Raw genomic sequence first — 25,050 nt, 5'->3', positions numbered from 1 at the left:
TTGAACATTTGTCGACATATCTACTTGGATGCGAGGGGGTGAGAACGGGTCATGCAATCAGAATGGAATATCATTGCACCCACGTGGCTTAGGCCAATCCCGCGACGCGAATCAACTCCGGCATCCCAAAGCGGCCATCCTTGATAAAGTTCTTGAGCACACCATCGCCCCCGGCCTTCCAGTCACGCGCGGGTGTCCATAGTGGATCTTGCGCAAGAAAGGAATGTGGGTCCCCAAGCAACAGGCCCACTATGACCTCCATCACGATGCGCCCGCCGACCGGACCGAGCCGGACAGGTACTGCGTTCATATCCTCTTCGCTGGCATCGGGACACTTTATCTTATGGGCCTCGACTGCCTTGCGCCAGTCGGCTAAGGACTCTGCCAGAATATAGAACCACAAAGGTACGCCATGTTCGAAACTTGAACTGCGCCCCTGCTCTTTGGCGGCATCTATCAAATCCTGGATTGTACGGTTGCCATTTACGTCACCAACGGCAGCTTTCCCTACTTGCATTTCCTTGTTGGTGAGTGGTTTGATACCCATTGCCAGGGCAACATCCTGGCCCGAAGGAAGTTCCATCGCGTTGCCACGCCGCAGATTTCGAAGCGCCAGGTTTGGCAGCTTGCCCGGTTGGGGTTTAAGGTTGCCATCGCTGTCCATCTCATTCAGAGAAAATTCCGGTAGGAATGCAAGCGGATTTACCAGTGATGGATCGATCTTATACGCGGGTTGGACGCGATTTGGGCCAGTTCTAGAAGCACCTATCTTTTCATTGATTTCGAAAAAAAGATCCCAATCAATCGCCCAATCTGTCGGAAATTTGTCAAAACCACTGAGCCCTGCCCCAGCGACACCGGCAAAGATGGCACGGCGGCCATCCCCAACCAAACCGCCGGTATTCAGCTTGCGGCTCAGCCGATAGATCGGTCGTACCATCGAGTGTCCGTAACGATACGCCGCCGCGGCGAACTCAATCGGCATGAAAGGCTCATTGCGCCAATGGTAATACTTCAAATTAGGCGCCTGACCATCGGCGACAATATTGTCTGTCTCAGTGATATATGCGGTTTTAACCCCCTGTGCCAACTCTTCATCGGGTACGTACTTTAAGTGCCTAAAAACTTCCTTATAGGTCTTGGCATTGACGATGCGGGGTAAGTAGTCATACAGCACAACCCACTGGTAGTGCCAGCGCACCAATCTCTGCACTTCAGCGAACGCAGGCTCTTTCAACTGATCCGCAATGGCGTTATGGAATTGCAGGAATACACCATGCAATTGCGACACGATCACGTTTTCGTCATTGCGTTTATCACCTATCACCGCGCGCTGTGGTTCATGGGGGGATTTAGATACTGGCAAACGTGGTAAATCGCGCGCATTGCTTGCGTCAACACCCTTGGTCAAAGGCGCACCTAACAGAAACCTCACGCCGTCCGTCTGGAACATATAAGGTTGGTCGTCAGGCCCTCGACCGTACAGGCAATCCAAGTCGAGCGCGGGTGTGCGAAAATCCACCAGTGCTTCCGGATCATTACGCTTCTGCATGCTGCTGGCCGGATCGAACGTGATGTCATGATCGATGAATTGACCCAGATAAGTGTATCCCGTGGGGATACCAAAATTCTCTTCCGAGTCGGCTTTGTCTTCCGGCGCTGGCGACGGCACCAGACCACCATCGCTGTTCCTGACTGGTTTGCCGGTGGAGGCGTTGCGTTTCACCTCAGGATACGCGTTCATGCCGCTGGGCGGAGTTTCCTGTTCAGGCAGATCGGGTAACTTACCGCTGCCTGCCAACGCCACAAGATCTTCATCGTTAAACTCGGCTGGAGGCAAGGCGCGAAACATGCGCCCAAAGCGCCCCTGAAAATTAGACGAGGTCCGTGGGGAGGTTGAACCACGCAGTCCGCCATGCCCCGAAATTTTCTCAAGTTGCTGTGCCATAACAAGCTCCTATGTGATTGCGTAAGATGCCGCAAACCCGGTGACGAAACCTCTGAGCCTTGCATTAACACTCCATAAAGAATGGGGGCATGAGATCAAATACCGTCTTGAATCAAGAACATTACCTTGCTTGCGTCAGGCATTTATAAGCAATCTGACCAACCTGGGCTATTCGTCATAAGGCATAGGCTATTTGGCCTAATTTATTTTGGGCAGGCGCCGCGCGTTAATTCGGATTACCGAATAGCGAGAATTCGTGCGCGACAGGAAGGTAGTCGAACCCTCATGCATCACGGCGAAGTTTGTATAGTTGAACAAGGAGTTTTGGTCAGTTTTATATTCTGCGAACTGAGCCTGGCTGACCTGAAAAGGCGGTTTGTCGTTATGTGAAAGTTCAGCCGCCCGTAAAGCGCCGGTACTGGATAGTTTCGGCAATATGGCGCGGGGCGATGTGCTCGTCATCCGCCAGGTCAGCCACCGTACGCGCGACTTTGAGGATGCGGTGGTAGGCCCGTGCCGACAAGTTGAGACGGCTGATGGCTTGTTTCAGCAGCGCTTCGCCAGCCGCATCCGGTGCGCAGTGGGTATCGATTTCCTTGGTGCCGAGCTCAGCGTTGGGCTTGCCTTGGCGCGCAATCTGGCGGACGCGTGCAGCTTCCACCCTGGCCTGAATCGCGACGCTGGTTTCGCCATCGGGCTGACGCAATAAATCCTCGTGCGATAGCGCGGGGACTTCGATCTGGATGTCGATGCGGTCGAGCAGCGGGCCGGAGATGCGCCCGCGATAGCGCGCAATCTGGTCCGGCGTGCAGCGGCATTTGCCTGCTGGATGGCCGAGGTAGCCGCACGGGCACGGGTTCATCGCCGCGATCAATTGAAAACGTGCAGGAAAATCAGCCTGCCGGGCGGCGCGCGAAATGGTGATGCGCCCCGATTCCAAAGGCTCGCGCAATACCTCCAGCACGCTGCGCGGGAATTCCGGCAACTCGTCGAGGAACAGCACGCCGTGGTGCGCCAGTGAGATCTCGCCCGGTCGCGGAATCCCGCCGCCGCCCACCAGCGCCACCGCCGAAGCGGTATGGTGCGGGCTGCGGTAGGGGCGGCGCTTCCAGTGCTCGATGCGAAAACCGCCGTTCAAGGAAAGCAATGCCGCGGATTCGATGGCCTCCTGTTCGCTCATGCCAGGCAGAATGCCGGGAAAGCGTGCCGCCAGCATGGCCTTGCCGGTACCGGGCGGTCCTGCCATCAGCACCGAATGACCGCCGGCCGCGGCGACTTCGAGTGCGCGTTTGACGCCGAGCTGGCCTTTGACTTCGTTGAAATCCGGGTAATGCGCTTGCACGGATGCCACCGGCAGCAGCGCCTGCAATGGCAGCAAGGCCTGTCCGGCAAGGTGAGCGCAGACTGCCAGCAGCGAGTCGGCGGGGTGGACGACGGCACCCTCCACCAGCGCGGCTTCCAGTGCGCTGGCACTGGGCAGGATAAACGCACGCCCGCTGGAAACCGCGCCCAGAGTCATCGCCAGCGCCCCGCGGATCGGGCGCAGCTCACCAGTCAGGGCCAGCTCGCCGGCGAATTCGTAGTCTTTCAGCTTATTGGCGGGGATCTGTCCGGAGGCGGCGAGGATACCAAGCGCGATGGGTAGATCAAAACGCCCGGATTCCTTGGGCAAGTCTGCAGGGGCGAGATTGACAGTGATGCGCCGCGCCGGGAATTCGAAGCGTGCGTTCTGGATCGCGGCCCGAACCCGGTCGCGGGCTTCTTTCACCTCGGCCTCGGGCAAACCAACGATGGTGAAACTGGGCAGGCCGTTGGCGAGATGCGCTTCCACCACCACTTCGGGTGCGTCCATGCCGGACAGCGCCCGGCTGTGGAGGACGGCAATGCCCATTCGCAGCGGTCAGGGTTCCAACTGTTGTGGGTGATCCGCGGCGTGTGCCAGGGCTTCCAGCTGCGCCAGCCGGGTTTCCAGTTCAGTGAGCTTTTCGCGCGTGCGCAGCAGCACTTCCTGTTGCACGTCGAATTCCTCGCGCGTCACCAGATCCAGCTTTTGCAGCGCACTCTGCATCATCGCGCGGATATTTTTCTCAATGTCCCTGGCCGGGCTATTGCTGATTACCTGGCTGATTTTCCCGCCGATTTCGTCGAGCAGTTTCTGATTGGGCAGCATCCGATGTTCTCCTTACATAGACATCGGTCAGTGTACCAAATAAGCAGGCGTTGAATTCCAAACCTTGATGCAGGACTGCCCGATGATTTCATCATCCAAATGGCCTAATCCATCATGCTCCGCAGCAGTGCATCAAGGAATATTAATGCACATTTTTAGTGCGCACAAAAATGTGTCTTACCGTAAAAAAACAATAACTATATGTTTTATATAAATAATAAATATGGCACGAAGCATGCTAAAGGATTGTCGCAATTTTGCAATGTTGCGATTTTGAAGCCTTTTAAGAGGAGAAAAGACTCATGCACAAATTCACTCAAACCGCTCTGGCCGTCGCCCTGGCCTGCGCTGCGATTCCTGCGTTCGCCGCCGATGCTGCCCCCGCGCCCACGCCTGCCTATACCCTGACCGCGAACGTTGGCCTGACCAGTGAGTATGTTTATCGCGGCATTACACAAACTGCACGGAATCCGGCCATTCAGGGCGGCGCTGATTTTACGCACTCGAGCGGCTTGTATCTGGGCACCTGGGGTTCCAACATCAGCTGGTACTCGGATGCGGTTCCGGGCAGCTCGGTCAGCATGGAATGGGATCTCTATGGCGGCTACCGCAACACCATTGGCAACATTGGTTATGACGTAGGCGTGTTGCAATATTACTATCCAGGTCGTTATCCCACACTGGCTGCTGGCGCGGTCAAGCCTAATACCACAGAAGTTTATGGCGCCCTGTCTTATAAGTGGCTGACCGGCAAAGTGTCGTATGTTGTGTCCAAAGGGCTGTTCGGGGTGGATAACGCGGACGGTTCCTACTATCTCGATTTGTCCGCCAATGTGCCTATTGTTGACACCTGGACTCTTAATGCCCACGTCGGTGAGCAGAAATACACGGGAACTGCCACAACTGGCGCAGCTTCAAACGACAGCTTGTACTCCTACACCGACTGGAAACTGGGTGTGACCAAAGACCTTGGTGCTGGCTGGAGCGCGACCGCCTATTACACAGATACCAATGCCAAGGACGCCGGCTACAAAATTACCGGTGTAAATGGCAACAAGAACCTGGGCGACAGCCATTTCGTAGCTGCTATATCAAAGACTTTCTAATTGAGCATCTAGCCCGTTTCGGCGCGGCAGCTCCCGGCTGCTGCGTCTTTACCAAGGAGATAACATGAAATTCGTTACGGCAATCATCAAGCCGTTCAAGCTCGACGAGGTACGTGAAGCGCTTTCCACCATTGGCGTGCAGGGCATCACAGTGACCGAGGTAAAGGGTTTTGGACGGCAAAAGGGGCATACCGAGTTATATCGCGGTGCGGAATACGTGGTGGATTTCCTGCCTAAAGTCAAAATCGAAGCGGCGATTGCGGACGACCTGCTGGATCAGGTGATCGAGGCAATCGAGAAATCCGCACACACCGGCAAGATCGGTGACGGCAAAATTTTCGTATTCAACCTGGAGCAGGTCGTGCGTATCCGCACCGGCGAATCCGGGCCTGAAGCACTTTAAGGGAGAGCAACATGAAGAAATGGCTCATTGCAATCAGTATGCTGTGCACGCTGGGCTTATCCGGCATGGCCAGCGCAGACGACACGGCGGCGCCACCGGCCGCTGCTGCCCCGGCAGCGGTTCCGGCACCTGATGCCGCGTCCGCACCGGCGGCGGCACCTCCCGCCACAGCCGCTCCGGCTGCTGCGCCCAACCCGGCAGCGTTCATCAACTCCGGCGACAATGCCTGGATGCTGACCTCCACCGCATTGGTGCTCATGATGACCATCCCGGGTCTGGCCTTGTTCTACGGCGGCATGGTGCGCAAGAAGAATGTGCTGGCCACGGTGATGCAGAGCTTCGCAATCACCTGCATGGTCACGGTGCTGTGGATGATCATCGGCTACAGTCTGGCATTTACCCCAGGCAGCGGGTTCTTGGGAGGGTTGAGCCGGGTATTCCTGACAGGTCTGGGTTTGGATAGCGTGAACGCCTTGGCGCCGACCATTCCCGAAACGACTTACATGACCTTCCAGATGACGTTTGCAATCATCACCCCTGCGCTGATTGTCGGAGCGTTCGCTGAGCGCATGAAGTTTTCCGCGCTGCTATGGTTTATAACCGCCTGGTTGATTGCTGTGTACGCACCGATTGCACACATGGTATGGGGTCCGGGAGGCTGGCTGGGTGCCGATGGCGTGCTGGATTATGCCGGCGGAACAGTGGTGCATATCAACGCGGGTGTGGCAGGCCTGGTCGCCGCACTGGTGATTGGCAAACGCGTGGGATATGGCAAAGAGCCTATGCCCCCGCACAATCTGGTGCTGACTATGATCGGCGCAGCATTGTTGTGGGTGGGCTGGTTCGGTTTCAACGCCGGTTCAGCCGTCGCCGCCAGCGACCGTGCCGGCATGGCAATGGCCGCCACCCAGATCGCCACTGCCGCTGCAGCGCTAAGCTGGATGTTTGTTGAATGGATGGCCAAAGGCAAACCCAGCCTTCTCGGTATCTGTTCCGGTGCGGTAGCCGGTCTGGTTGCCATCACTCCGGCCTCTGGCTTTGTCGGCCCGTCCGGTGCACTGTTTATCGGTATCGCCGCGGGCATAGTGTGCTTCTGGGCTGCGGTATACCTGAAAAACATGATGGGTTATGACGACTCGCTCGATGCTTTCGGCGTACATGCCATTGGCGGTATTGTGGGAGCACTGCTGACCGGCGTATTCGCTGTTAAAGCCATCGGCGGTACCGCCGGCATGCTTGAAGGCAATATGGCGCAACTCATGATTCAGGCCAAGGGTGTGGGGGTTACCATCGTTTATGACGCAGTCGTGACCTTCGTCATCCTGAAGATAATAGACATGGTCATTGGCCTGCGTGTAACTGAAGACCAGGAACGCGAAGGTCTGGACATCAGCCTGCACGGTGAGAAACTGGAGTAAACAATCCGGCAGCCGTATGGTTCCGAAGGCCTGCCCCGGTGCCCATCGGACTGCTGGCAATACCAAACGCCCCGCAAGGGGCGTTTTTCATTTCAGCGTTCCACCAGATCGCGGTAGGCATGCCAGGTAGCGTGGCCGATCAGCGGAAATACCACCACCATCGCAACAAACAACGTGGCATAACCCAGCACACTCAGCGCAACAATGATGAGCGCCCATTCCAGCATCAATAACGGGTTGGTCCGCACCACCCATAAACTGGTCATCAGCGCCGTGGCCAGATCAGCCTTGCGGTGCAACATCATGGGTAGCGATACGACGCTCAGCGCAAATACCAGAACTGCTAGCAAGACCCCCACTGCCGCATAGGGCAGCAGTATGCCCAGCTGTCCGGAACCTGCCAGCAGCGCGCGGAAACCCGCAAAGTTCACCGGATCGCCCGATACAGATAAGCCTACCACTATGGCAGAGAGCCGCTCCCACACGCTAAAAATGAATGCCAGCAGCAGCGCATAGAAACCGATTGAGGCACCATTGGCGCGCAGCGGCTTGAGGATATGCGCGAGTCGCGGCGCGTGGTGATGCTCCGCCTGACGGCTGAGATCGTAAAACACCACAGCCAGAAACGGGGCTACCAGCAGAAACCCGCTGGTCAGCGTCATCCCGGTTTGCACTCCGCCCCAGCCAAAGTGCACCAATGCATAGCCCAGCACCGCGAACAGCGCGCCGAAACCCAGGCTCAACAGCGGGGTGCGTTGCATGTCACGCCAGCCTTGGCGCAACCACAGCATGGGACGGGTGTAATCGGTGATACGGTCGATGGCGGGCAACGTGATTGCATGCAGATTGGGTTTGATGGCGATTTTGTCCATGGTTCTCTCCTTAGGGAAATTACGGGCAGGCCCCATTCCAGTCTAGAACATCATGGCGATTTTGGATGCGCAGGATAATTTACTCGGGCTCGGTGAAGGCCACATCAAAGTCCACCGCATTATCCGATACCGGTATCCCGCGCGTGACGGCAAAGCCCTTGCCTCCGACGGTCAGAATCAGGTGCGCGCGTTCGGGAAACTCGCCCAGCATCCAGTAGATTTCGGAAGGGTGAACCGGCGCATGGTTGCGGGTGAGGTGGCGTATCAACAGTTGCGCGTCGTTCACTTTCACCAATAATGGCAGCGGCAGCTTATGCGGAAGGATGTGATGGTGCACCACCCATTCAATCGGGGTGGGTTTGCGGTCTGGCACATTGCGTGCATCGATGCGAAAATGCGCGCCGCCGCCAGCTTCTTTATTCAACTCACTTACCCAACCGATGCTGAGGCCGTCGTGGACAATAATGGTCCTGCCCGCAAAGCGCTGTAAAAAGCGCGTGCGCAAGGCTGTGGGATCGGGACGGAATGCGGCTATAATCTTCGCTAACATCGCTAAATTATAACCAGACATGCAGCCTGCTTCATCTGTTGGCATTGTCGTACCCCAGACCGCCCATTTCACCACCCCGCTCACCCTTAAAAGCGGCGCGGTGCTGCCCAGCTACGACCTGGTATATGAAACCTATGGCAAACTGAACGCGGATAAAAGCAACGCCATCCTGGTGTGCCATGCATTGTCCGGCAACCATCACGTGGCGGGCGTGTATGCAGAACAAGACAAAAAACCGGGCTGGTGGGACAACATGGTGGGGCCGGGCAAGCCCATCGACACCGACCGCTTTTTTGTGATCGGGCTGAATAACCTGGGGGGGTGCCATGGCTCTACCGGCCCGGCTTCAATTAATCCGGTTACCGGCCAGCCGTTCGGCTCGCGTTTTCCGTTGGTGACGGTGGAGGATTGGGTGGAAAGCCAAGCCCGGCTGGCGGACAGTCTGGGTATACGACAGTTTGCCGTGATCATGGGCGGATCGCTGGGCGGCATGCAGGCACTGCACTGGAGCATCAAGCACCCCGAACGCGTACGCCATTGCCTGGTGATCGCCTCGGCACCCAAACTCACCGCGCAGAACATTGCATTCAATGATGTGGCGCGCCAGGCGATACTGACCGACCCGGATTTTCACGGCGGGGATTTTTACGCGCACAATACCCGGCCCCGGCGCGGCCTGCGGCTGGCACGCATGCTCGGGCACATCACCTATCTTTCCGACGATGTGATGGGCAGCAAGTTTGGCCGCGTGTTGCGCTCCGGTGCATTCAACTATGGCTACGACGTGGAATTCGAGATTGAATCCTATCTGCGCTATCAGGGCGACAAATTCGCCGAAAGTTTCGACGCCAATACCTATTTGCTGATGACCAAGGCGCTGGATTATTTCGACCCCACCCACCACAGCGGCGGCAAGTTGTCGGATGCCCTCAAACCCGCGCAGGCGGATTTTCTGGTGCTGTCATTCACCAGCGACTGGCGCTTTGCGCCGGAACGCTCGCGCGAAATCGTCAAGGCGCTGCTGGATAACGAATGCCGCGTGAGCTACGCCGAGATTACCTCCGGTCATGGCCACGATGCCTTTCTGATGCCCGATGCGCATTATCACAGCCTGGTACGCGCCTATATGGAAAGAGTCGCGTCATGACACGCCATGATTTCCAGACCATCGCCAGCTGGGTCAAACCCGGTTCCAAGGTGCTCGACCTCGGTTGCGGCGACGGCAGCCTGCTCAAATTTTTGCAGGACACGCGCCAGGCGCGCGGCTATGGCGTGGAGCTGACCGACGCCAATATCCTGGCCGGGGTGAAGAACGGCATCAACATCATCCAGAACGACCTGGAATCCGGGCTGTCAGTGTTTGAATCCAACTCATTCGATCACGTCATCCTGTCGCAAACGCTGCAAGCCATGCGCCACACCGAGGCCATCCTGCGCGAAATGCTGCGTGTGGGACGCGAAGGCATCGTCACTTTCCCCAATTTCGGCTACTGGAAAAACCGCCTGCAAGTGCTGCGTGGCCATATGCCGGTGTCTGACGACATTCCCTATCAGTGGTACGACACGCCCAACGTGCACCTGTGCACCATGCATGATTTCGAAGCGCTGTGCGTCAAACTGGGTTTCCACATCCGCGAGCGCGTGGTGATGACGGCAGGCGCACCGGTGCATATCCTGCCCAACCTGGCCGGCAGCCTGGCGGTGTATCGTTTCGAGCGCGGACAATAAGCCATGACCGCCCCGCTGATCAGCTCGGAACAACAAGCGAACAGCGTGGTAGTGCGCGTGTCGGGCGATTGGCTGCTGCAAAACCTGGCAGGCCTGACACTGGCGCCACTGCCTGCATTGCCAGCCGGCGGTGTGGCGCTCGATGGCGCGGACCTCACCGCGCTGGATACCAGCGGCGCGCTACGCTTGCTCGAGACCATGCGCGCTGCGGGGGTTGATCCGCAACAAATTACCCCGGTGAATTTTTCTGCTGCCCATGCAGCAGTGTATGAACTGGTGCAGCGCAATTTTGCGGATAGCATGGTCACTACTCCGCCCGCTCGAGGCGGTATGCTGGCGCATATCGGACGCGTTTCTGTGGAGACATGGCAGCATGTGCGCGGCACGGTCAGTTTTGTCGGCGTATTGAGCTACCAGATGCTGCAGCTGGTGCGCCACCCGGGTGCGTTTCGTCGCAAGGAGTTTGTCGCACAAATCGAGGCAATCTTCGTCAATGCCATCCCTTTGACATTTATCATGATGTTCCTGATGGGTGTGGTGTTCGCTTACCTGCTGGGCATTCAGGCCGAGCAATATGGCGCCAACATTTTTGTGGTGGACGGCGTAGCGCTGGCCATGTCGCGCGAAATGTCTCCGGTGATCGTCGCCATCCTGGTGGCGGGACGTTCCGGTGCCGCAATGACCGCGCAAATCGGGGCGATGAAGGTGAACGATGAGATTGATGCGATCAGCGTGCTGGGGCTGTCGCCTTACAATGTGCTGGTCGTGCCGCGCATTCTGGCGCTGCTGTTGGCATTACCGCTGCTGGTGTTTATCGGCGACATTGCAGGCATCCTCGGGGGAATGCTGGTAGCAGAGCGCCAGCTGGCAATCGGGGCGTCCGCATTCATTGCCCGTCTGGATCAGGTGCTGCCCCTTCAAACCGTGCTGCAGGGACTGGTCAAGGCCCCGGTGTTTGCGCTGTTTATCGGCGTGATTGCCTGCCGCATGGGGCTCAGCGTGGCGCGCGATGCGCATAGTGTAGGTGCCAATACCACATCTACCGTGGTGCAAAGCATCGTCGCGGTGATCATTATCAATGCGTTGTTTGCAGTTGCTTTCGTCGAACTGGGATTTTGATGGATGCGCAACCGGTTATCGAGCTTGATCACATCGTGACCCGCTTTGGCACGCAAAGCGTGCACGATGGGGTGAGCTTAAACGTGAATCGGGGCGAAATGGTCGCACTGATAGGCGGCAGCGGTTCCGGAAAATCGGTTTTGCTCAAGGAACTGGTGGGCTTGATCAAACCGACGGCCGGCACGGCACGCCTGTTTGGCGAGGATGTGTGGGCGGCGGATGGCGCGCAACTCAATCGCTTGCGCCAGCGTTTTGGCATGTTGTTCCAGGACGGCGCGCTGTTCTCATCGTTAACCGTGGAGCAGAACGTGGCAGTGCCGCTGTTGGAACATACGCCGCTGCCCAAGCCCGAATGCCTGCGTCTGGCGCGGCTCAAGCTGGCGTTGGCCGGGCTGCCGCAGTCCACCGCGACTAAAATGCCCAGCGAACTGTCCGGCGGGATGCGCAAACGTGTCGCGCTGGCGCGCGCGTTGGCGCTGGATCCGGAGCTGCTGTTTCTTGATGAGCCCACCTCCGGCCTGGATCCGATCTCGGCGCGCGCCTTTGACCGGCTTATTCGTGTGCTGTCGGATGGGCTGGGGCTCACCGTCTTTCTGATTACCCATGACTTGGATACACTCTTGTCCATTATTGATCGCGTGATCGTGCTGGCGGATCATCAGGTGCTTGCTGACGGAACGGTGGCCATGTTGCAAAAAATTAATGATCCATGGCTGCGTGACTATTTTTCTGCACGTGCCCGGATAGAGGAGCTCTGATGGAAGCAGAAGCGCGCTATACCCTGGTAGGCACGATCGTGCTGATCGCCGCACTGCTGCTGGTTATCGGACTGTTGTGGCTAGCCGGTGGCGCCGACAGGGTCGCTTATCGGCATTACACGATTTATTTCAGTCACCAATCCATGGATGGCCTGGATATAGGCAGCGCCGTCAAAATGCGCGGCATCAAGGTCGGTGTGGTGGATAGCTACGAGTTCGCCGGCGGCGGACAGGATGCCGTGCGCATGGATGTCAAGGTGGCTCAGGACACTCCGATACGCAGCAATGCCGAAGCGCTGGTCAAGCGCAACATCGTAACCGGACTGGCAACCATCGAAATCCGTAACCCTGACGCGAGCAGCCCGCTATTGACCGAAGTGTTGCCGAATGAGCGCTATCCGGTCATTGCCGAAGGCAAATCGGATCTGGATAACGTTGCCAATGCAGTCTCGCAAATGGCTGAAAACGGCGCTCAGGTGCTGGACAAGATGAATTTGCTGCTGTCCGACGCCAACCGCAAAGGCATCTCCGATACCATTCAAAATTTACAGGTGATCTCCGCCAATCTGGCCGACAACAAGCAGGCGCTTACCGCAGCAATAAAAAGCGTACAGGATGCTGCCGAGGAGTTTCGCGTGGCGGGTGTCAGCATTACCCGGGCTGCCGACAGTGCCGAAATCAGCATCCAGAGTGTAAGCAAAAATGCCGACGGTGCGATTAACCAGGCCTCCAGTGCCATGGAAAACCTGCAACGCCAGACCACTGATGTATCCAATCGTTTGCAGGGGCTGGCAGAGATAGGCACGCTGGAATTTACCAGTGTCAGCCGCGATCTGCGCAGCAGCGCCGATTCCGTCAGCACTGCCGGACAGCGCTTGTCCAATCCGCGCGGCATTCTGTTTGGCACCGGCAAACAACAACCCGGACCGGGAGAAAAATAAACATGAAAAGCTACCTGATTGCCGGGATGTTGGCGCTGAGTCTGGGCGGCTGCTTCAGCCTGGCGGGTAACAGCAACGCGCCCGAAATCATTACCTACGTGCTGGAGGATGGCGGCAACGCCACCCCGGCTGCGACTATCAACCCCCACACCCTGTTGGTGCTGGACACCGCAACCAATGCTTTCTATAACACCGACAGCATTGTCTTTAGCCGTGCACCCGGCACACTGGGGCTGTATCAGTATGCGCGCTGGGCCGATCGTCCCGGCAAGCGGCTTGGCCAGCTGTTGCTCACACGCCTGGAAGCGGACCACATTTTCGCGACAGTCGCCTCCAGCGGCAGCGGCATCAAGGGCAACTGGGTGCTCGATACCAGCTTGCTGGCCTTTTATCATCAGGCCAGCACTGCACCCGGCAGCGCCCATGTGGAATTGCGTGCTGAAGTAATCGATATACGCACCCGGACATTGATTGCACGCAAACTTTTTATCCAGAATGTCCCCGCACCGACCTACAATGCAGCGGGGGCGGTCACCGCCTTCAATATTGCCGCCGGCAAACTGCTCGATGATGTTGGAGCATGGCTACAAACCTTACCCACAAAGGGATCAGACGTGACAGCAAACAGGCTTCCTTAGCCATCCGGGGAATTTTGTCTATATTGGTAGCAATACCATAATCATAAAAGGAGTGTCGTCGCATGAATATATTCACCAACTTCACCCTGGTCGCCAGTCTGCTGGCTTTACCTTTCGCTGCTCATGCCGCACAGACGAATCCAGCCGAACAGGTTGTCAAATACGGCAATATTGAAATCCATTACAACGCCATGCCCACCGATGAGCTGCAACCAGAGGTGGCGAAAAACTACCATATCGAACGCAGCCGCAACCGTGGCTTGCTGACCATCGCAGTACTGCGCAAAAACAAGCTCGGCGTTTCCGAGCCTGTACCCGCGGTAATTACTGCTACGGTGGTCAATCTCAATTCCCAACTGGCCGAAATTGACATGCGCAAAGTGAAAGAGGGCAGTGCGGTGTATTATCTCGGCGAGTTCCGGATTACGCCGCCCGACACGCTGAAATTTAACGTCAGCGCGAAACCGGAGGGTGAAACGCGAAAATATCAGGCTGAATTCAGCAGGCCATTTTTTCAATAGCGCGCTCTTCGTCCACTTTCTTCAGCCCGACATGGTTGGAGTCGCGGGGACCACTATTACATTTGACCGCGCATCGCCAGCAGACGCGCCACGCGTTCATCCGTGGCGGGGTGGGTAGCAAACAGGCTCTGGATATCGCCACCGGAGAGTGGGTTGATAATCATCATCTGCGCGGTTTCCGGGTGCAGTTCCGCAGTCTGCAGGGGCGTGCCATGCGCGTAAGCCTCGATTTTGCGCAATGCGGAAGCCAGCGCTTCGGGATCGCCGGAAATTTCCGCGCCGCCTCGGTCCGCACCGAATTCACGTGTGCGTGAAATCGCCATCTGGATTAGCATCGCCGCAAGTGGCGCCACGATCATGATGAGGATGGCCACCGCCGGGTTCACGTTACGTTCACCATTGTTACTGCCGCCACCGAACAGCATGCCGAATTGTGCAAGCGCAGCAATGGCTCCGGCTACCGTCGCCGACATGGTGGATATCAGGATGTCGCGGTGTTTGACGTGAGTAAGCTCATGCGCCATCACGCCGCGCAGCTCGCGGTGACTGAGTAACTGAATTATCCCGGTCGTCGCCGCTACTGCCGCGTGTTCCGGGTTGCGCCCAGTGGCGAATGCATTGGGTTGCGCCTCGTCAATAATGTACACCTTGGGCATGGGCAGCCCTGCGCGCTGGGCCAGTTCCGCCACGATCCCGTAGAACTCTGGTGCGGCACTGGCATCGACCTGTTGGGCGTTGTACATTTTCAATACCATCTGATCGGAAAACCAGTAGGCGTAGACGTTCATTGCCCCTGCGAACAATAGCGCAATCAGCATGCCCTTTTGCCCGCCCAGCAACATGCCCACTGTACCAAACAGAACGACGATGCCCGCCATCAGTATGGAAGTTTTTAACCAGTTGCCAAACATTGTTTCGATTCCTTGTCAGCTGTCGAAATTGACGCTGGTTAGATGGTGCGCATAGCGCAAAATTCAATCGCCGAATTGTGTATCGATTGATAACGGATGACCCGCCAAAAACTGGCTGACGGATTGACGCTTGCCGCCGGCGGGCTGCACCTCGGTAATACATAGCGCACTGTCGCCACAGGCAACCACAATACCGTGCGCTTCAGCTGCCATGACTCTGCCGGGAACACCACAGTGATCGACAACATGCGCTGACCATATTTTGAGCGGCGTGCCATGCAGTTGGGTCGTTGCGCCCGGCGCGGGATTGTATGCCCGCACAGCGCGCGCCAGCTCGGTGGCCGGCCGGTTAAAATCCAGCGTAGCCTCGGCTTTGCTGATTTTGGCAGCGTAGCTCGCACCTTCATCCGGCTGGGGTATTGGCACGAGTGCGACCTTGCTCATCTGATCAAGTACGGCGACGATGGCCTGCCCGCCCAGCGTAGCGAGTTTGTCATGCAGGCTGGCGCTGGTGTCGTCCTGCGCGATCGGGATGGCGTCGCGGCGCAGCATGGCGCCGGTATCCAGCCCGGCGTCCATCTGCATGATGGTGATGCCGGTCTCGGTGTCGCCTGCCAGAATGGCACGCTGGATCGGCGCGGCGCCACGCCAGCGCGGCAGCAGCGAGGCGTGGATATTCAGGCAGCCGTGGCGCGGGATGTCCAGAACCGTCTGCGGCAGGATCAAACCGTAGGCGGCGACCACCATTAAATCGGCATCCAATGCGCTCAACGCATCCTGAGCCTCGGGCGTCTTCAGGGAGGCAGGCTGCAATATCGGCAAGCCCAGCCGTAACGCTTCCTGTTTGACCGGGCTGGCCTTGAGCTTCATGCCGCGTCCGGCAGGCCGGTCCGGCTGCGTCAGCACCGCCGCAACCGTGTGGCCGGCCGCGTGCAGCGCGGTCAGCGCAACCCGTGCGAATTCCGGAGTCCCGGCAAAAATGATATGCATGTGAATAACGGCGAGGTCTGCGCTACATGGTTTCGCGCAGGTGTTTTTTGAGCTTGTTCTTGATGCGGGTCTGTTTCAGGCTGGACAGATATTCCACGAATACCTTGCCCAGCAAGTGATCCATTTCATGCTGAATGCACACTGCCAGCAAACCATCCGCGTCAAGCGTAAAGGAAGCGCCTTCAGTATTCAGCGCTTCGACTGTAATACGCTCGGCACGAGTGACCTTATCGTAAATGCCGGGTACCGATAGACAACCCTCTTCGTGGACTGCACTGCCGTCGGCCTTAAGTAATCTAGGATTAATGAATACGCGCAGATCGTCGCGCGTTTCCGAAATGTCGATCACAATCACTTGCTCGTGCACATCGACTTGGGTGGCCGCCAGACCAATACCAGGCGCGGCGTACATGGTTTGCGCCATGTCGGCGACCAGTTTACGGATGCGTTCATCAACTTGCGCGACAGGTTTGGCGATCGTATGCAAACGCCGATCAGGGTAGTGAATAATGTTTAATAGCGCCATAATTGCTTGCCTGCATAAACCATTCCATGCAGAATCCAGATCAAGTCCCTAAATTAATTGCCGAATCGGCCGTTAAAACACAAGCTACAACAGGAAGACGCCACATTACTACACGGCACTTGGGATAGACAAGGTCTAAACTAAAATCCGCGCCAAGGGGATACCATGCGCAAGCTCGCTTTATCGTTGTTTTTAACTGGTTTTATGGCTTTTTCCAGCCATGCCGACACACTCAAGATGCAGGCTAACGCCCCGGACCGCTATGTGGTGGTCAAGGGTGATACCTTGTGGGACATTTCCGGAAAATTCCTCAAGGATCCATGGAAGTGGCCGCAAATCTGGGGCATGAACAAGGAAGAAATCCAGAATCCGCACTGGATTTATCCGGGTGACGTGATTGTGCTCGACAGAAGCGGCGCCAATCCGCGGCTTTCCTTGCTCAAGACGGGGAAATCGGACACGGTGAAATTGTCCCCGCAAGTTCACGCAGAATCGGAAGCCGAACAAGGCGTGCCGTCGATCCCGGCATCTGCGGTGAGTGCTTTCATCAGCCAGCCCTTTGTGATGGACGAAGGCGCCCTCAAGGACGCTCCGCGCATCATTGGTTCACAGGATGACCGCATGGTTCTTGGAAGCGGGGATCAGGCCTACGCTACCAACGGTAAAGGCGATACCACTAACTGGAAAATTTTACGCCCTGGCAAGGAACTCAAAGACCCTGACACCCACGAGACTCTGGGATACCAGGTTGAATACCTGGGCGACGCGCACACCGTCACGCCGGGTGATCCGCAGAAGATTCTGATTACCCGCTCTACTGAAGAAATTCAGGCAGGTGACCGACTTAAACCCGCAGAGGATATCTACTCGTTCCGCTACATTCCCCACCCTCCTGCGTCCAATATCCAGGGCCGGGTAATCTCCATCTATGGCGGGGTATCCGAGGCCGGGCAATATGCCACGGTGGTGCTCAACAAGGGCAGCCGCGACAATCTGGATGTCGGCACGGTATTGGCCGTGTACAAAAAAGGCAACATTGTGGACAAAATCCAGCTCCCGGACTCGCGTAGCGGGCTGTTGATGGTGTACCGCGTATTCGACAAGGTGTCTTACGCCTTGGTGATGGAGATCCATCGCCCGGTTAACCTGCTGGACACTGTGCGCAATCCTTGAACCGGGCTGAACGCTGCGCCTGGCTGGGTCTGGCGCACACACGCGGGCTGGGCGGGCAAACCTTCCGGGCTTTGCTGGCCGCATTTGGCGGCCCGGAGCAAATCTACGCTGCTTCTGGCAGCGCCCTGAAACCCTATCTTTCCCAGCCGGTTATCCAACGCCTATCTGCCGGCGTGGATGACGCAGCAATCGAGCTGGCTCTGCGCTGGCTTGATGAGCCCGGCAATCATCTGGTTACCCTGGCAGACAGCGACTATCCGTCGCGTCTTCTGGAAATCCCCGATCCTCCACCATTGTTGTACCTGAAAGGCCGCCGCGAATTGCTCGGCGCACCGATGCTCGCCATTGTCGGGAGCCGCAATGCCACGCCTCAGGGCGCATCCAATGCCGAAGCTTTCGCGAGAGCGTTATCGCAAGCCGGGCTTTCCATCGTCAGCGGCCTGGCGTTGGGCATTGATGCTGCTGCGCATCGCGGGGGGCTGGCCGGCGCGGCAAGCAGCCTGGCGGTAGTCGGTACCGGACTGGATATCGTTTATCCGGCCCGCAACAAGGCGCTGGCCCATCAACTTGCCGGGGGCGGAGCGCTGCTCTCGGAATTCCCCATCGGCACCCCCTCCATTGCCGCCAATTTTCCTCGCCGCAATCGAATTATCAGTGGCTTAAGTCTGGGTTGTCTGGTGGTGGAAGCGGCTTTGCAAAGCGGCTCGCTCATTACAGCAAGGCTGGCGGCTGAACAAGGCAGAGAAGTTTTTGCCATCCCCGGTTCGATCCATTCACCCGTGGCGCACGGGTGCCACGCACTGATTAAACAAGGCGCAAAACTGGTCGAATCGGCGCAGGATGTGCTCGATGAATTGCACTGGCAGGCTACCATTCTCCCTCTTGCCGCTGACGCTACAGGGGATGATCCCTTGCTGTCTGCGCTGGGTTTTGAACCCGTCAGCCTGGATGTGCTGGCCGAACGCTGCGGGTTGACGCCCGATAGGCTTTCCGCCATGCTGTTGGAAAGGGAGCTACAGGGGAGTGTCTCCACACTCCCCGGTGGTTTCTACCAACGTATTGTTTAAAAAGATAATGTTAGAAATCCTTATTTACCTATTTGAAAATTATCCGCATGTTGAACTCGCTCCGGATCGCGATGCGTTGGCGCTCAAGCTAACTGCCGCCGGCTTCAACGGGGATGAGATCGATCATGCGCTGGACTGGTTCTCTGATCTGAGCACGCTCAACAGTGCAGAATATCCGGCGAGCCTGGTCCACAGTCCTGCAACCCGGTTTTATGCCGAGCTGGAACAGGACCGGCTGGATACAGAGAGCCAGGGTTTGCTGATATTTCTGGAACAGGTCGGCATTCTCAACCCCTTGCAGCGCGAATGGGTGATCGATCGCGTTCTGGCGCTGGACGAAGATGAAATCACACCGGACAAAATCAAGTGGATCGCATTGATGGTGCTGTGGAGCCAGAACCCAAACCAGGACTACTTATTACTAGAGGATATGCTGTTTAACGATGGCAATAACCTCTCCATCCATTAACGCCCCTGCGGCGCGCAGATACACATGTCATTTCTCGTTATTGTCGAGTCGCCTTCCAAGGCAAAAACCCTGAAAAAATATCTCGGCGAGGATTACGAAATCCTCGCCAGCTATGGTCACGTGCGTGACCTGGTACCGAAAACCGGTGCAGTGGATACGGACAACCAGTTCGCCATGAAGTACCAGCTCATCGAGCGCAACGAAAAACACGTAGACGCCATCGTGCGTGCGGCAAAAAAGGCGGATCTCATCCTGCTCGCCACTGACCCGGATCGCGAGGGAGAGGCTATTGCCTGGCATCTCGCGGAAATCCTGCGCGAGAAAAAGATCACGCCGAAGAAACCTATCGCGCGCATCGAATTTCACGAAATCACTCAGAGCGCCATTCAGCATGCCGTCGACAATCCGCGTGAAATCGCCATGCCGCTGGTGGATGCGCAACAGGCGCGGCGTGTGCTGGATTACCTGGTGGGCTTCAATCTGTCGCCGCTGCTGTGGCGCAAGATCAGCCCAGGGTTGTCCGCCGGACGCGTACAAAGCCCGGCTCTGCGCCTGATTGTCGAACGCGAACTGGAGATCGAAAAATTCCAGGCGCGCGAATACTGGACCATCCACCTCGACAGCCACAAGGGCAAGCAGGCGTTTTCCGCACGTCTGGTGCAGTATCAGGGCGAAAAACTCGACCAGTTCAGTATCGCTACGGGCGACGCGCAACAAGCGGTGCTCGACACCCTCGCCAATGCCGAAACCGGCAGCGTTACGCGCGTGGAAAAAAAACGCAAATCACGCAGCGCGGCTGCCCCGTTTACGACCTCCACGTTGCAACAGGAAGCGGTGCGCAAACTCGGCATGACCACTGATCGCGCCATGCGCACCGCCCAGCAACTGTATGAGGGTATCGATATCGGAGGCGGCGCGGTCGGCCTGATCTCCTATATGCGTACCGATTCGGTCAATCTGGCACGCGAAGCCATCGAAGACGTGCGCGACTATATATCTAAGAATTTTGACGCCGGCTACCTGCCCGCGGCACCGGTATATTTCCGCAACAAATCCAAGAATGCCCAGGAAGCGCACGAGGCGATACGTCCTACCGCCATTTCGCGCACACCGGAATCGGTGCGCAAGTTCCTCACCATCGATCAGGCGCGTCTCTACGAAATGATCTGGAAACGCACGCTGGCGTGCCAGATGAGCCCGGCACAGTTCGACACGGTGAGCCTCGATATTGCCGTGGGCGGCCCCGACAATCTGTTCCGTGCCACCGGCCAGACCCTGGTGTTCCCGGGCTTCATCGCCGTCTATCAGGAAAACCAGGACGACGAGGAGAGCGAGGAAGAAGCCAAGCTGCCGGTTTTGGCCGAAGGTGAAACCGTGCCGGTGGACAAGCTCTTCGGCGAACAGCATTTCACCCAGCCGCCGCCGCGCTACACCGAGGCCAGCCTGGTGAAAACCCTGGAAGAATACGGCATCGGTCGCCCCTCTACCTATGCCAGCATCATCTCCACGCTGCAGGACCGCGAATACGCGATCCTCGACAAGAAACGCTTCATGCCCACGCCGATCGGGCAGTTGGTGAACTGCTTCCTCACCACCCATTTCACCCATTACGTGGACTACGACTTCACCGCCAAACTGGAAGACCGGCTCGATGACGTGTCCAACGGCACGCTCAAATACATCCCGCTGCTGGATGACTTCTGGCAGGAATTTTCCGGCACGCTGGCCGCCAAGGCCGACGTGGAGCGCGGCTGCCCGATCCCCGATGAGCCTTGCCCCAAGTGCGGCGCGCGTTTGTTCCTGCAGGCCAGCAAGCGCGGTCTATTCATCGGCTGTTCCGCGTACCCCGAGTGCGATTACACGCGCCCGCTGCATGGCGGCAATGAAGATGGCCCCGTCGTGCTCGGGCAAGACCCGGATAGCGGTCAGGATATCCTGTTGCTGAATGGTCGCTACGGCTGGTACGTGCAGGTCGGCGCCACGCCGGAAGACAAAAAAATCAAACCCCGACGCGCATCGTGGCCCAAAACCCTCCCCACCGAGCTGGCCGATCTACCCACCGCACTGAAACTGTTGTCACTACCGCGCGAAGTGGGTCTGCACCCCGACACTCAGCTGCCTATTGTCGCCAACATTGGCCGTTTCGGTCCCTATTTGCAGCACGATGGCAAGTTCAAATCCATTCCCAAGGCTGACGATGTTTACAGCATCGAACTGGCGCGTGCGCTGGAAGTACTGGCCATGGCGAAGGAGCCGCGCGGCGGTGCACCTGCCGGCAAACCGCTGGGCAACCATCCCGAAGACGACAAACCGGTGACCCTGCATAGCGGCCAGTACGGCTGGTACGTCAAGCATGGAAAAATCAACGCCACCCTGCCCAAGGAAGCCGATCCGGAAGCCTGCACGCTGGAAGATGCGCTTCCCCTGCTGGCCGCCCGCGCCGCCAAAGGTCCGGCTACTCGCAAGAAACCAGCCGCCAAAGCCAAGCCTAAGGCCAAGCCGAAAACAGCCGCGAAGCGTACCAAAACAACCGCCTGATCGAATTGATTGTTTTTTGGTTTGAACCATACCGTCGCGTAACAGGCGACAAGGTACACGCACCGCTCACCCATGCCCGGACAAGCCTTCACGAGGGCCGTTGTTTTAAATCTTGTTTCCATGATACGTTGATGGGCATTAAATCAATGGACTCACATGAGTGGAGTGGCGGAGTGTCATCAGGGCTTCGCATTCGCATGCCGACATCCCTCTTTTACATGACAGACTCATAGATACATGCCACAACACAAAATTGATCAGCAGCGGATTGGCTTTGTGGCCGGGGCCATCCTGATCGTAGTCAGTATCTTGGTCGGCGTGATGGTGTTTTACATCATGCAGCGCCACACCGAGGCTCTGCTCAGACAAAGTCTTCAGACATCGCTACAAAACCACGTCGATATCGCTCAATCCGAAATCCGGGGCGCCTTTGAGAAAGGCCAGACGGTTGCCACGCGCCCCTTGCTGATTAATCAAATGGAGTACGCGAACACGCACTCCGGAGACAACGCAACGCTGACTGTACTTACCAAGGCTGCCCAATCCTTTCTTTCGACCGGGCTCACCGCAATTTCGTTATTCGATGCGGAAGGGAAAGAGGTCGCAGACGCCGGTGCTTTCTTGCAGAAGCCCGCACTCAGCGTTCCGGTGAATACTGCCGGCCGCACGCAAATCCTGTTCAGCACCCGGTTCTTTTTGCGCACGGAGGTAAACATGATGAAAGCCGGGCGCGTCGTCGGACGGGTGGTCACCGAAACACCATTACCTACGTTGGACAGCATATTCAAGAGTGTGGCGCGTTCGGGCAAAACTGCGGAACTGGCATTGTGTGCATCCACGGGAGCCAATCAAATGCAGTGCTTTCCCACTACACTCACTCGTCACGTCATCACTATAGCCAAAAGATCGCCGAAAGGTACGCCATTGCCCATGACCCATGCCCTGGAGGGAGAAACCGGATTCATCATTGCACAGGACTACCGCCGTCAGGAGGTGGTCGCCGCATACAGTCCGGTTGGCGATTTAGGGCTGGGTATGGTTTTGAAAATGGATAGCGCCGAGCTGTATGCGCCGATCTGGAGCCAGCTACGTTATCTGTTGCCGCTAATCGTCGCCATGCTTGCTATAGCGCTATTGTTGCTGCGCTGGCTGCTGACTCCGCTGATAAACGAATTGGTGCGCTCGGAGCGGGAAGCGCGTGCGGCGAATGTACGTTTGCGCGATAGTGAAAACCGGGTGCGGATGCTGCTCGACAATGTTGATGAAGGCATCGTCAGCATCTCGTCCAATGGGATGATTGAGCTGTTCAACCCGGGTGCGGAACGGATGTTCAATTATCGCAGCGCGGACATTCTTGGCGAAAACATATCCATGTTGATGCCCGAACCTTACCGTAGCGAGCACGACCAATATCTGGAGCGCTATCTGCAGACCGGCGAATCCCACGTAATCGGCGCCGCACGCGAAGTGTCGGCACAGCGCAGTAATGGCGAGACTTTTCCAATGGAGCTGCGGGTTTCAGAGTTTAGCCTGGACGGGAAGCGTATGTTCATCGGCATCATGCGTGATATCACCGAGCGCAAGGCAACCGAGGAAAAAATCATCCGTCTGGCGCATTTCGATGCGCTCACGGACTTACCCAACCGGCGCCTGGTCGAGGACAGAATTCAGCAAACCATCGCATGGGCCCGGCGCGCCGATGCACAGTTTGCTGTCATGTTCATCGATCTGGATAAATTCAAGAGCATTAACGATACTCTCGGACACAACGTGGGAGATCAACTGCTGCAAATGGTCGCCCAACGGCTCATCGAGTCTTTACGGGCGGAAGATACGGTTGGCAGGCAGGGTGGCGATGAGTTCATTGTGCTGTTGGCAAGTCTGAGCGCTGCCGAGGATTCTGCTGTGGTGGCGCAAAAAATACTCAGCGCCCTGTCAGCGCCATTTGTTATCAACGGACAAGACTTGCACACCGGCGCCAGCATCGGCATCGCGGTTTATCCGCAGGATGGTGCGGATGTCGAAACGCTGCTCAAGAACAGCGATACGGCCATGTACCATGCAAAGGAAGCGGGGCGCAGCAATTACCAGTTCTTCGCCCAGACGATGAATGCGGCAGCCGCTGAGCGCCTGCTGCTGGAAAGCAGTCTGCGCCAGGCAATTGATCGCAACCAGTTACTGCTTCATTATCAGCCGCTGGTGAATATTGCGGATGGCCGTATCGTTGCCACCGAAGCACTGGTACGCTGGAATCATCCCGAACTGGGACTGATTTCCCCGGCCCGGTTTATTCCTATCGCCGAAGACTCCGGCGTGATCATACCGCTCGGCGACTGGGTGCTCCGGCGGGCTTGTTATCAGCTTAAACAATGGCGCGAACAGGGGATAGCGCTGCAGCGCATGGTGGTCAATCTGTCGCCACGCCAATTCCGTCAGAAACACCTGGTACAGACTTTCACTCAAGTGCTGAAGGAAACCGGCGTGGATCCGCACTGGCTGGGACTGGAAGTCACCGAAAGCGTCATCATGGAAAACCCTGAAGAAGCCATCGGCATTCTGTGCGAGCTGAAGGCATTGGGCATTGAGTTATCACTCGACGACTTCGGCACAGGCTATTCCAGCTTGAGCTATCTCAAGCGTTTCCCCATCGACAAGCTCAAGATTGACCAGTCTTTTGTACGCGACATCACCACAGACCCGGACGACGAGGGCATGGTTGCAGCAATCATCGTGATGGCGCACCAGCTCAATATCCGGGTGGTGGCAGAAGGCGTCGAAACCGAAGCCCAGCTTGCCTTCCTGCGCGGTCAGGGTTGTGACGAATATCAGGGTTACTACTTCAGCCGGCCGCTCCCTGCGGATGAGCTGGATACCAGCTCAGTTGCAGCACGCTGATCTTCATAAACCGGTAATGACCCGATGCCGGTATTCATCGGCTGCCCGATCGGTTTTTGCAGCTGACAAATAAATCAACAGCTTCAAAATTCGCTGTATGTAACGCATCCTCGTTCTTTTTTTATGTTCTCCGTCAGTTGCCTGCAAGGCTAAGCCGGGATCATTGCCTGCTTCGCTAGCCTGCCAGACATGATACTGCCCAGGGTCAGCTTGTGGCAGTGCCTGTCGGCGGCATCGCCATCTGGCACGTTGTTTACCTCGGAGCCGCAGCCGCCGGTGTTTCGGTGATTTAATCTTAAATAGCGCATT

General features: G+C 57.1%; 23 protein-coding genes. 15 read left to right on the top strand and 8 right to left on the bottom strand.

All coding sequences use genetic code 11. The annotated features are described in order from the left end of the window. Nucleotides 1–88 precede the first annotated feature (88 nt). From ACFDAU_RS00645 to ACFDAU_RS00635, 3 genes are all read right to left on the bottom strand, one after another. The gene (locus ACFDAU_RS00645) at nucleotides 89–1,948 is read right to left on the bottom strand and encodes a peroxidase family protein (RefSeq protein ID WP_413438120.1); all 1,860 of its coding nucleotides are present in this window, start codon (nucleotides 1,946–1,948) and stop codon (nucleotides 89–91) included. A 394-nt stretch (nucleotides 1,949–2,342) separates the two neighbouring features. Next, nucleotides 2,343–3,839: a YifB family Mg chelatase-like AAA ATPase gene (locus ACFDAU_RS00640; RefSeq protein ID WP_413438118.1), complete on the bottom strand. Its 1,497-nt coding sequence runs from the start codon at nucleotides 3,837–3,839 to the stop codon at nucleotides 2,343–2,345. Between the two features lie 9 nt (nucleotides 3,840–3,848). Further along, entirely contained in the window at nucleotides 3,849–4,118 is a 270-nt protein-coding gene (locus ACFDAU_RS00635; RefSeq protein ID WP_413438117.1) for an accessory factor UbiK family protein, read from the bottom strand. Between the two features lie 302 nt (nucleotides 4,119–4,420). Here ACFDAU_RS00635 and ACFDAU_RS00630 point away from each other — a divergent pair, with 302 nt between their 5' ends. From ACFDAU_RS00630 to ACFDAU_RS00620, 3 genes are all read left to right on the top strand, one after another. Then, the gene (locus tag ACFDAU_RS00630) at nucleotides 4,421–5,224 is read left to right on the top strand and encodes a TorF family putative porin (RefSeq protein WP_413438115.1); all 804 of its coding nucleotides are present in this window, start codon (nucleotides 4,421–4,423) and stop codon (nucleotides 5,222–5,224) included. Between the two features lie 64 nt (nucleotides 5,225–5,288). Then, on the top strand, nucleotides 5,289–5,627 hold the full coding sequence (gene glnK / locus ACFDAU_RS00625; RefSeq protein ID WP_124703621.1) for a P-II family nitrogen regulator: 339 nt from the start codon (nucleotides 5,289–5,291) through the stop codon (nucleotides 5,625–5,627). An 11-nt stretch (nucleotides 5,628–5,638) separates the two neighbouring features. Next, nucleotides 5,639–7,045 carry an ammonium transporter gene (locus ACFDAU_RS00620; protein ID WP_413438113.1) on the top strand — a complete coding sequence of 469 codons (1,407 nt, stop codon included), beginning with the start codon at nucleotides 5,639–5,641 and terminating at the stop codon, nucleotides 7,043–7,045. A gap of 92 nt (nucleotides 7,046–7,137) precedes the next feature. Here ACFDAU_RS00620 and ACFDAU_RS00615 read toward each other — a convergent pair whose 3' ends face one another. Further along, entirely contained in the window at nucleotides 7,138–7,917 is a 780-nt protein-coding gene (locus ACFDAU_RS00615; protein WP_413438111.1) for a DUF2189 domain-containing protein, read from the bottom strand. A 79-nt stretch (nucleotides 7,918–7,996) separates the two neighbouring features. Further along, nucleotides 7,997–8,467 (bottom strand): hypothetical protein, encoded by a 471-nt coding sequence (locus ACFDAU_RS00610; protein ID WP_413438110.1) that lies wholly within the window; start codon nucleotides 8,465–8,467, stop codon nucleotides 7,997–7,999. 19 nt (nucleotides 8,468–8,486) lie between these two features. Between ACFDAU_RS00610 and metX the strand changes: the two genes are divergently transcribed. The 7 genes from metX (at nucleotide 8,487) to ACFDAU_RS00575 (ending at nucleotide 14,172) form a co-directional block, all read left to right on the top strand. Further along, complete coding sequence (gene metX, locus ACFDAU_RS00605) at nucleotides 8,487–9,614, top strand: homoserine O-succinyltransferase MetX (protein ID WP_413438109.1); 1,128 nt, start codon at nucleotides 8,487–8,489, stop codon at nucleotides 9,612–9,614. Continuing rightward, nucleotides 9,611–10,195: a methionine biosynthesis protein MetW gene (gene metW, locus ACFDAU_RS00600; protein ID WP_413438108.1), complete on the top strand. Its 585-nt coding sequence runs from the start codon at nucleotides 9,611–9,613 to the stop codon at nucleotides 10,193–10,195. Before metX ends, metW begins: the two co-directional genes overlap by 4 nt. A gap of 3 nt (nucleotides 10,196–10,198) precedes the next feature. Then, nucleotides 10,199–11,314 (top strand): MlaE family ABC transporter permease, encoded by a 1,116-nt coding sequence (locus ACFDAU_RS00595; protein ID WP_413438107.1) that lies wholly within the window; start codon nucleotides 10,199–10,201, stop codon nucleotides 11,312–11,314. Further along, a complete protein-coding gene (locus ACFDAU_RS00590) occupies nucleotides 11,314–12,072 on the top strand; it encodes an ABC transporter ATP-binding protein (protein WP_413438106.1) in 759 nt (252 codons plus the stop codon). Before ACFDAU_RS00595 ends, ACFDAU_RS00590 begins: the two co-directional genes overlap by 1 nt. Then, entirely contained in the window at nucleotides 12,072–13,013 is a 942-nt protein-coding gene (locus ACFDAU_RS00585) for an MlaD family protein (protein WP_413438105.1), read from the top strand. Before ACFDAU_RS00590 ends, ACFDAU_RS00585 begins: the two co-directional genes overlap by 1 nt. A gap of 2 nt (nucleotides 13,014–13,015) precedes the next feature. Next, a complete protein-coding gene (locus ACFDAU_RS00580; RefSeq protein ID WP_413438104.1) occupies nucleotides 13,016–13,651 on the top strand; it encodes an ABC-type transport auxiliary lipoprotein family protein in 636 nt (211 codons plus the stop codon). A gap of 62 nt (nucleotides 13,652–13,713) precedes the next feature. Continuing rightward, entirely contained in the window at nucleotides 13,714–14,172 is a 459-nt protein-coding gene (locus ACFDAU_RS00575) for a DUF4426 domain-containing protein (RefSeq protein WP_413438103.1), read from the top strand. 56 nt (nucleotides 14,173–14,228) lie between these two features. On the opposite strand, the gene htpX is transcribed toward ACFDAU_RS00575, so the two are convergent. The 3 genes from htpX to def all read right to left on the bottom strand — a co-directional run bounded on the left by htpX (nucleotide 14,229) and on the right by def (nucleotide 16,599). Then, a complete protein-coding gene (gene htpX, locus ACFDAU_RS00570; RefSeq protein ID WP_413438102.1) occupies nucleotides 14,229–15,083 on the bottom strand; it encodes a zinc metalloprotease HtpX in 855 nt (284 codons plus the stop codon). 63 nt (nucleotides 15,084–15,146) lie between these two features. Next, the gene (fmt, locus tag ACFDAU_RS00565) at nucleotides 15,147–16,073 is read right to left on the bottom strand and encodes a methionyl-tRNA formyltransferase (RefSeq protein ID WP_413438101.1); all 927 of its coding nucleotides are present in this window, start codon (nucleotides 16,071–16,073) and stop codon (nucleotides 15,147–15,149) included. Nucleotides 16,074–16,095: 22 nt separating this feature from the next. Beyond that, a complete protein-coding gene (gene def, locus ACFDAU_RS00560; protein WP_413438100.1) occupies nucleotides 16,096–16,599 on the bottom strand; it encodes a peptide deformylase in 504 nt (167 codons plus the stop codon). Between the two features lie 165 nt (nucleotides 16,600–16,764). Between def and ACFDAU_RS00555 the strand changes: the two genes are divergently transcribed. The 5 genes from ACFDAU_RS00555 to ACFDAU_RS00535 all read left to right on the top strand — a co-directional run bounded on the left by ACFDAU_RS00555 (nucleotide 16,765) and on the right by ACFDAU_RS00535 (nucleotide 24,741). Beyond that, nucleotides 16,765–17,772: a LysM peptidoglycan-binding domain-containing protein gene (locus ACFDAU_RS00555; RefSeq protein ID WP_413438099.1), complete on the top strand. Its 1,008-nt coding sequence runs from the start codon at nucleotides 16,765–16,767 to the stop codon at nucleotides 17,770–17,772. Then, a complete protein-coding gene (gene dprA, locus ACFDAU_RS00550) occupies nucleotides 17,769–18,839 on the top strand; it encodes a DNA-processing protein DprA (RefSeq protein WP_413438098.1) in 1,071 nt (356 codons plus the stop codon). Before ACFDAU_RS00555 ends, dprA begins: the two co-directional genes overlap by 4 nt. Before the next feature lie 7 nt (nucleotides 18,840–18,846). Continuing rightward, a complete protein-coding gene (locus tag ACFDAU_RS00545; protein ID WP_413438097.1) occupies nucleotides 18,847–19,308 on the top strand; it encodes a DUF494 family protein in 462 nt (153 codons plus the stop codon). Between the two features lie 24 nt (nucleotides 19,309–19,332). Then, entirely contained in the window at nucleotides 19,333–21,846 is a 2,514-nt protein-coding gene (gene topA / locus ACFDAU_RS00540; protein WP_413438096.1) for a type I DNA topoisomerase, read from the top strand. A gap of 237 nt (nucleotides 21,847–22,083) precedes the next feature. Continuing rightward, the gene (locus ACFDAU_RS00535; protein WP_413438095.1) at nucleotides 22,084–24,741 is read left to right on the top strand and encodes an EAL domain-containing protein; all 2,658 of its coding nucleotides are present in this window, start codon (nucleotides 22,084–22,086) and stop codon (nucleotides 24,739–24,741) included. Nucleotides 24,742–25,050 lie beyond the last annotated feature (309 nt).

It is taken from the genome of Sulfuriferula sp. GW1 (genome assembly GCF_047300855.1).
Lineage (GTDB): Bacteria > Pseudomonadota > Gammaproteobacteria > Burkholderiales > Sulfuriferulaceae > Sulfuriferula.
Note: the sequence above shows the minus strand (reverse complement) of the source record. Positions and strands in the feature narration are given on the sequence as shown.

Bases quoted from the DNA above. Each gene is read 5' to 3' on its own strand.
- ACFDAU_RS00555 (WP_413438099.1), top strand. From the start codon at position 16,765: ATGCGCAAGCTCGCTTTATCGTTGTTTTTAACTGGTTTTATGGCTTTT.
- ACFDAU_RS00640 (WP_413438118.1), bottom strand. From the start codon at position 3,839: ATGGGCATTGCCGTCCTCCACAGCCGGGCGCTGTCCGGCATGGACGCA.
- ACFDAU_RS00575 (WP_413438103.1), top strand. From the start codon at position 13,714: ATGAATATATTCACCAACTTCACCCTGGTCGCCAGTCTGCTGGCTTTA.
- ACFDAU_RS00645 (WP_413438120.1), bottom strand. From the start codon at position 1,948: ATGGCACAGCAACTTGAGAAAATTTCGGGGCATGGCGGACTGCGTGGT.
- ACFDAU_RS00535 (WP_413438095.1), top strand. From the start codon at position 22,084: ATGCCACAACACAAAATTGATCAGCAGCGGATTGGCTTTGTGGCCGGG.
- ACFDAU_RS00635 (WP_413438117.1), bottom strand. From the start codon at position 4,118: ATGCTGCCCAATCAGAAACTGCTCGACGAAATCGGCGGGAAAATCAGC.
- ACFDAU_RS00580 (WP_413438104.1), top strand. From the start codon at position 13,016: ATGAAAAGCTACCTGATTGCCGGGATGTTGGCGCTGAGTCTGGGCGGC.
- fmt (WP_413438101.1), bottom strand. From the start codon at position 16,073: ATGCATATCATTTTTGCCGGGACTCCGGAATTCGCACGGGTTGCGCTG.
- htpX (WP_413438102.1), bottom strand. From the start codon at position 15,083: ATGTTTGGCAACTGGTTAAAAACTTCCATACTGATGGCGGGCATCGTC.
- glnK (WP_124703621.1), top strand. From the start codon at position 5,289: ATGAAATTCGTTACGGCAATCATCAAGCCGTTCAAGCTCGACGAGGTA.
- def (WP_413438100.1), bottom strand. From the start codon at position 16,599: ATGGCGCTATTAAACATTATTCACTACCCTGATCGGCGTTTGCATACG.
- ACFDAU_RS00590 (WP_413438106.1), top strand. From the start codon at position 11,314: ATGGATGCGCAACCGGTTATCGAGCTTGATCACATCGTGACCCGCTTT.
- metW (WP_413438108.1), top strand. From the start codon at position 9,611: ATGACACGCCATGATTTCCAGACCATCGCCAGCTGGGTCAAACCCGGT.
- metX (WP_413438109.1), top strand. From the start codon at position 8,487: ATGCAGCCTGCTTCATCTGTTGGCATTGTCGTACCCCAGACCGCCCAT.
- ACFDAU_RS00610 (WP_413438110.1), bottom strand. From the start codon at position 8,467: ATGTTAGCGAAGATTATAGCCGCATTCCGTCCCGATCCCACAGCCTTG.
- ACFDAU_RS00630 (WP_413438115.1), top strand. From the start codon at position 4,421: ATGCACAAATTCACTCAAACCGCTCTGGCCGTCGCCCTGGCCTGCGCT.
- ACFDAU_RS00545 (WP_413438097.1), top strand. From the start codon at position 18,847: ATGTTAGAAATCCTTATTTACCTATTTGAAAATTATCCGCATGTTGAA.
- ACFDAU_RS00615 (WP_413438111.1), bottom strand. From the start codon at position 7,917: ATGGACAAAATCGCCATCAAACCCAATCTGCATGCAATCACGTTGCCC.
- ACFDAU_RS00620 (WP_413438113.1), top strand. From the start codon at position 5,639: ATGAAGAAATGGCTCATTGCAATCAGTATGCTGTGCACGCTGGGCTTA.
- ACFDAU_RS00585 (WP_413438105.1), top strand. From the start codon at position 12,072: ATGGAAGCAGAAGCGCGCTATACCCTGGTAGGCACGATCGTGCTGATC.
- ACFDAU_RS00595 (WP_413438107.1), top strand. From the start codon at position 10,199: ATGACCGCCCCGCTGATCAGCTCGGAACAACAAGCGAACAGCGTGGTA.
- topA (WP_413438096.1), top strand. From the start codon at position 19,333: ATGTCATTTCTCGTTATTGTCGAGTCGCCTTCCAAGGCAAAAACCCTG.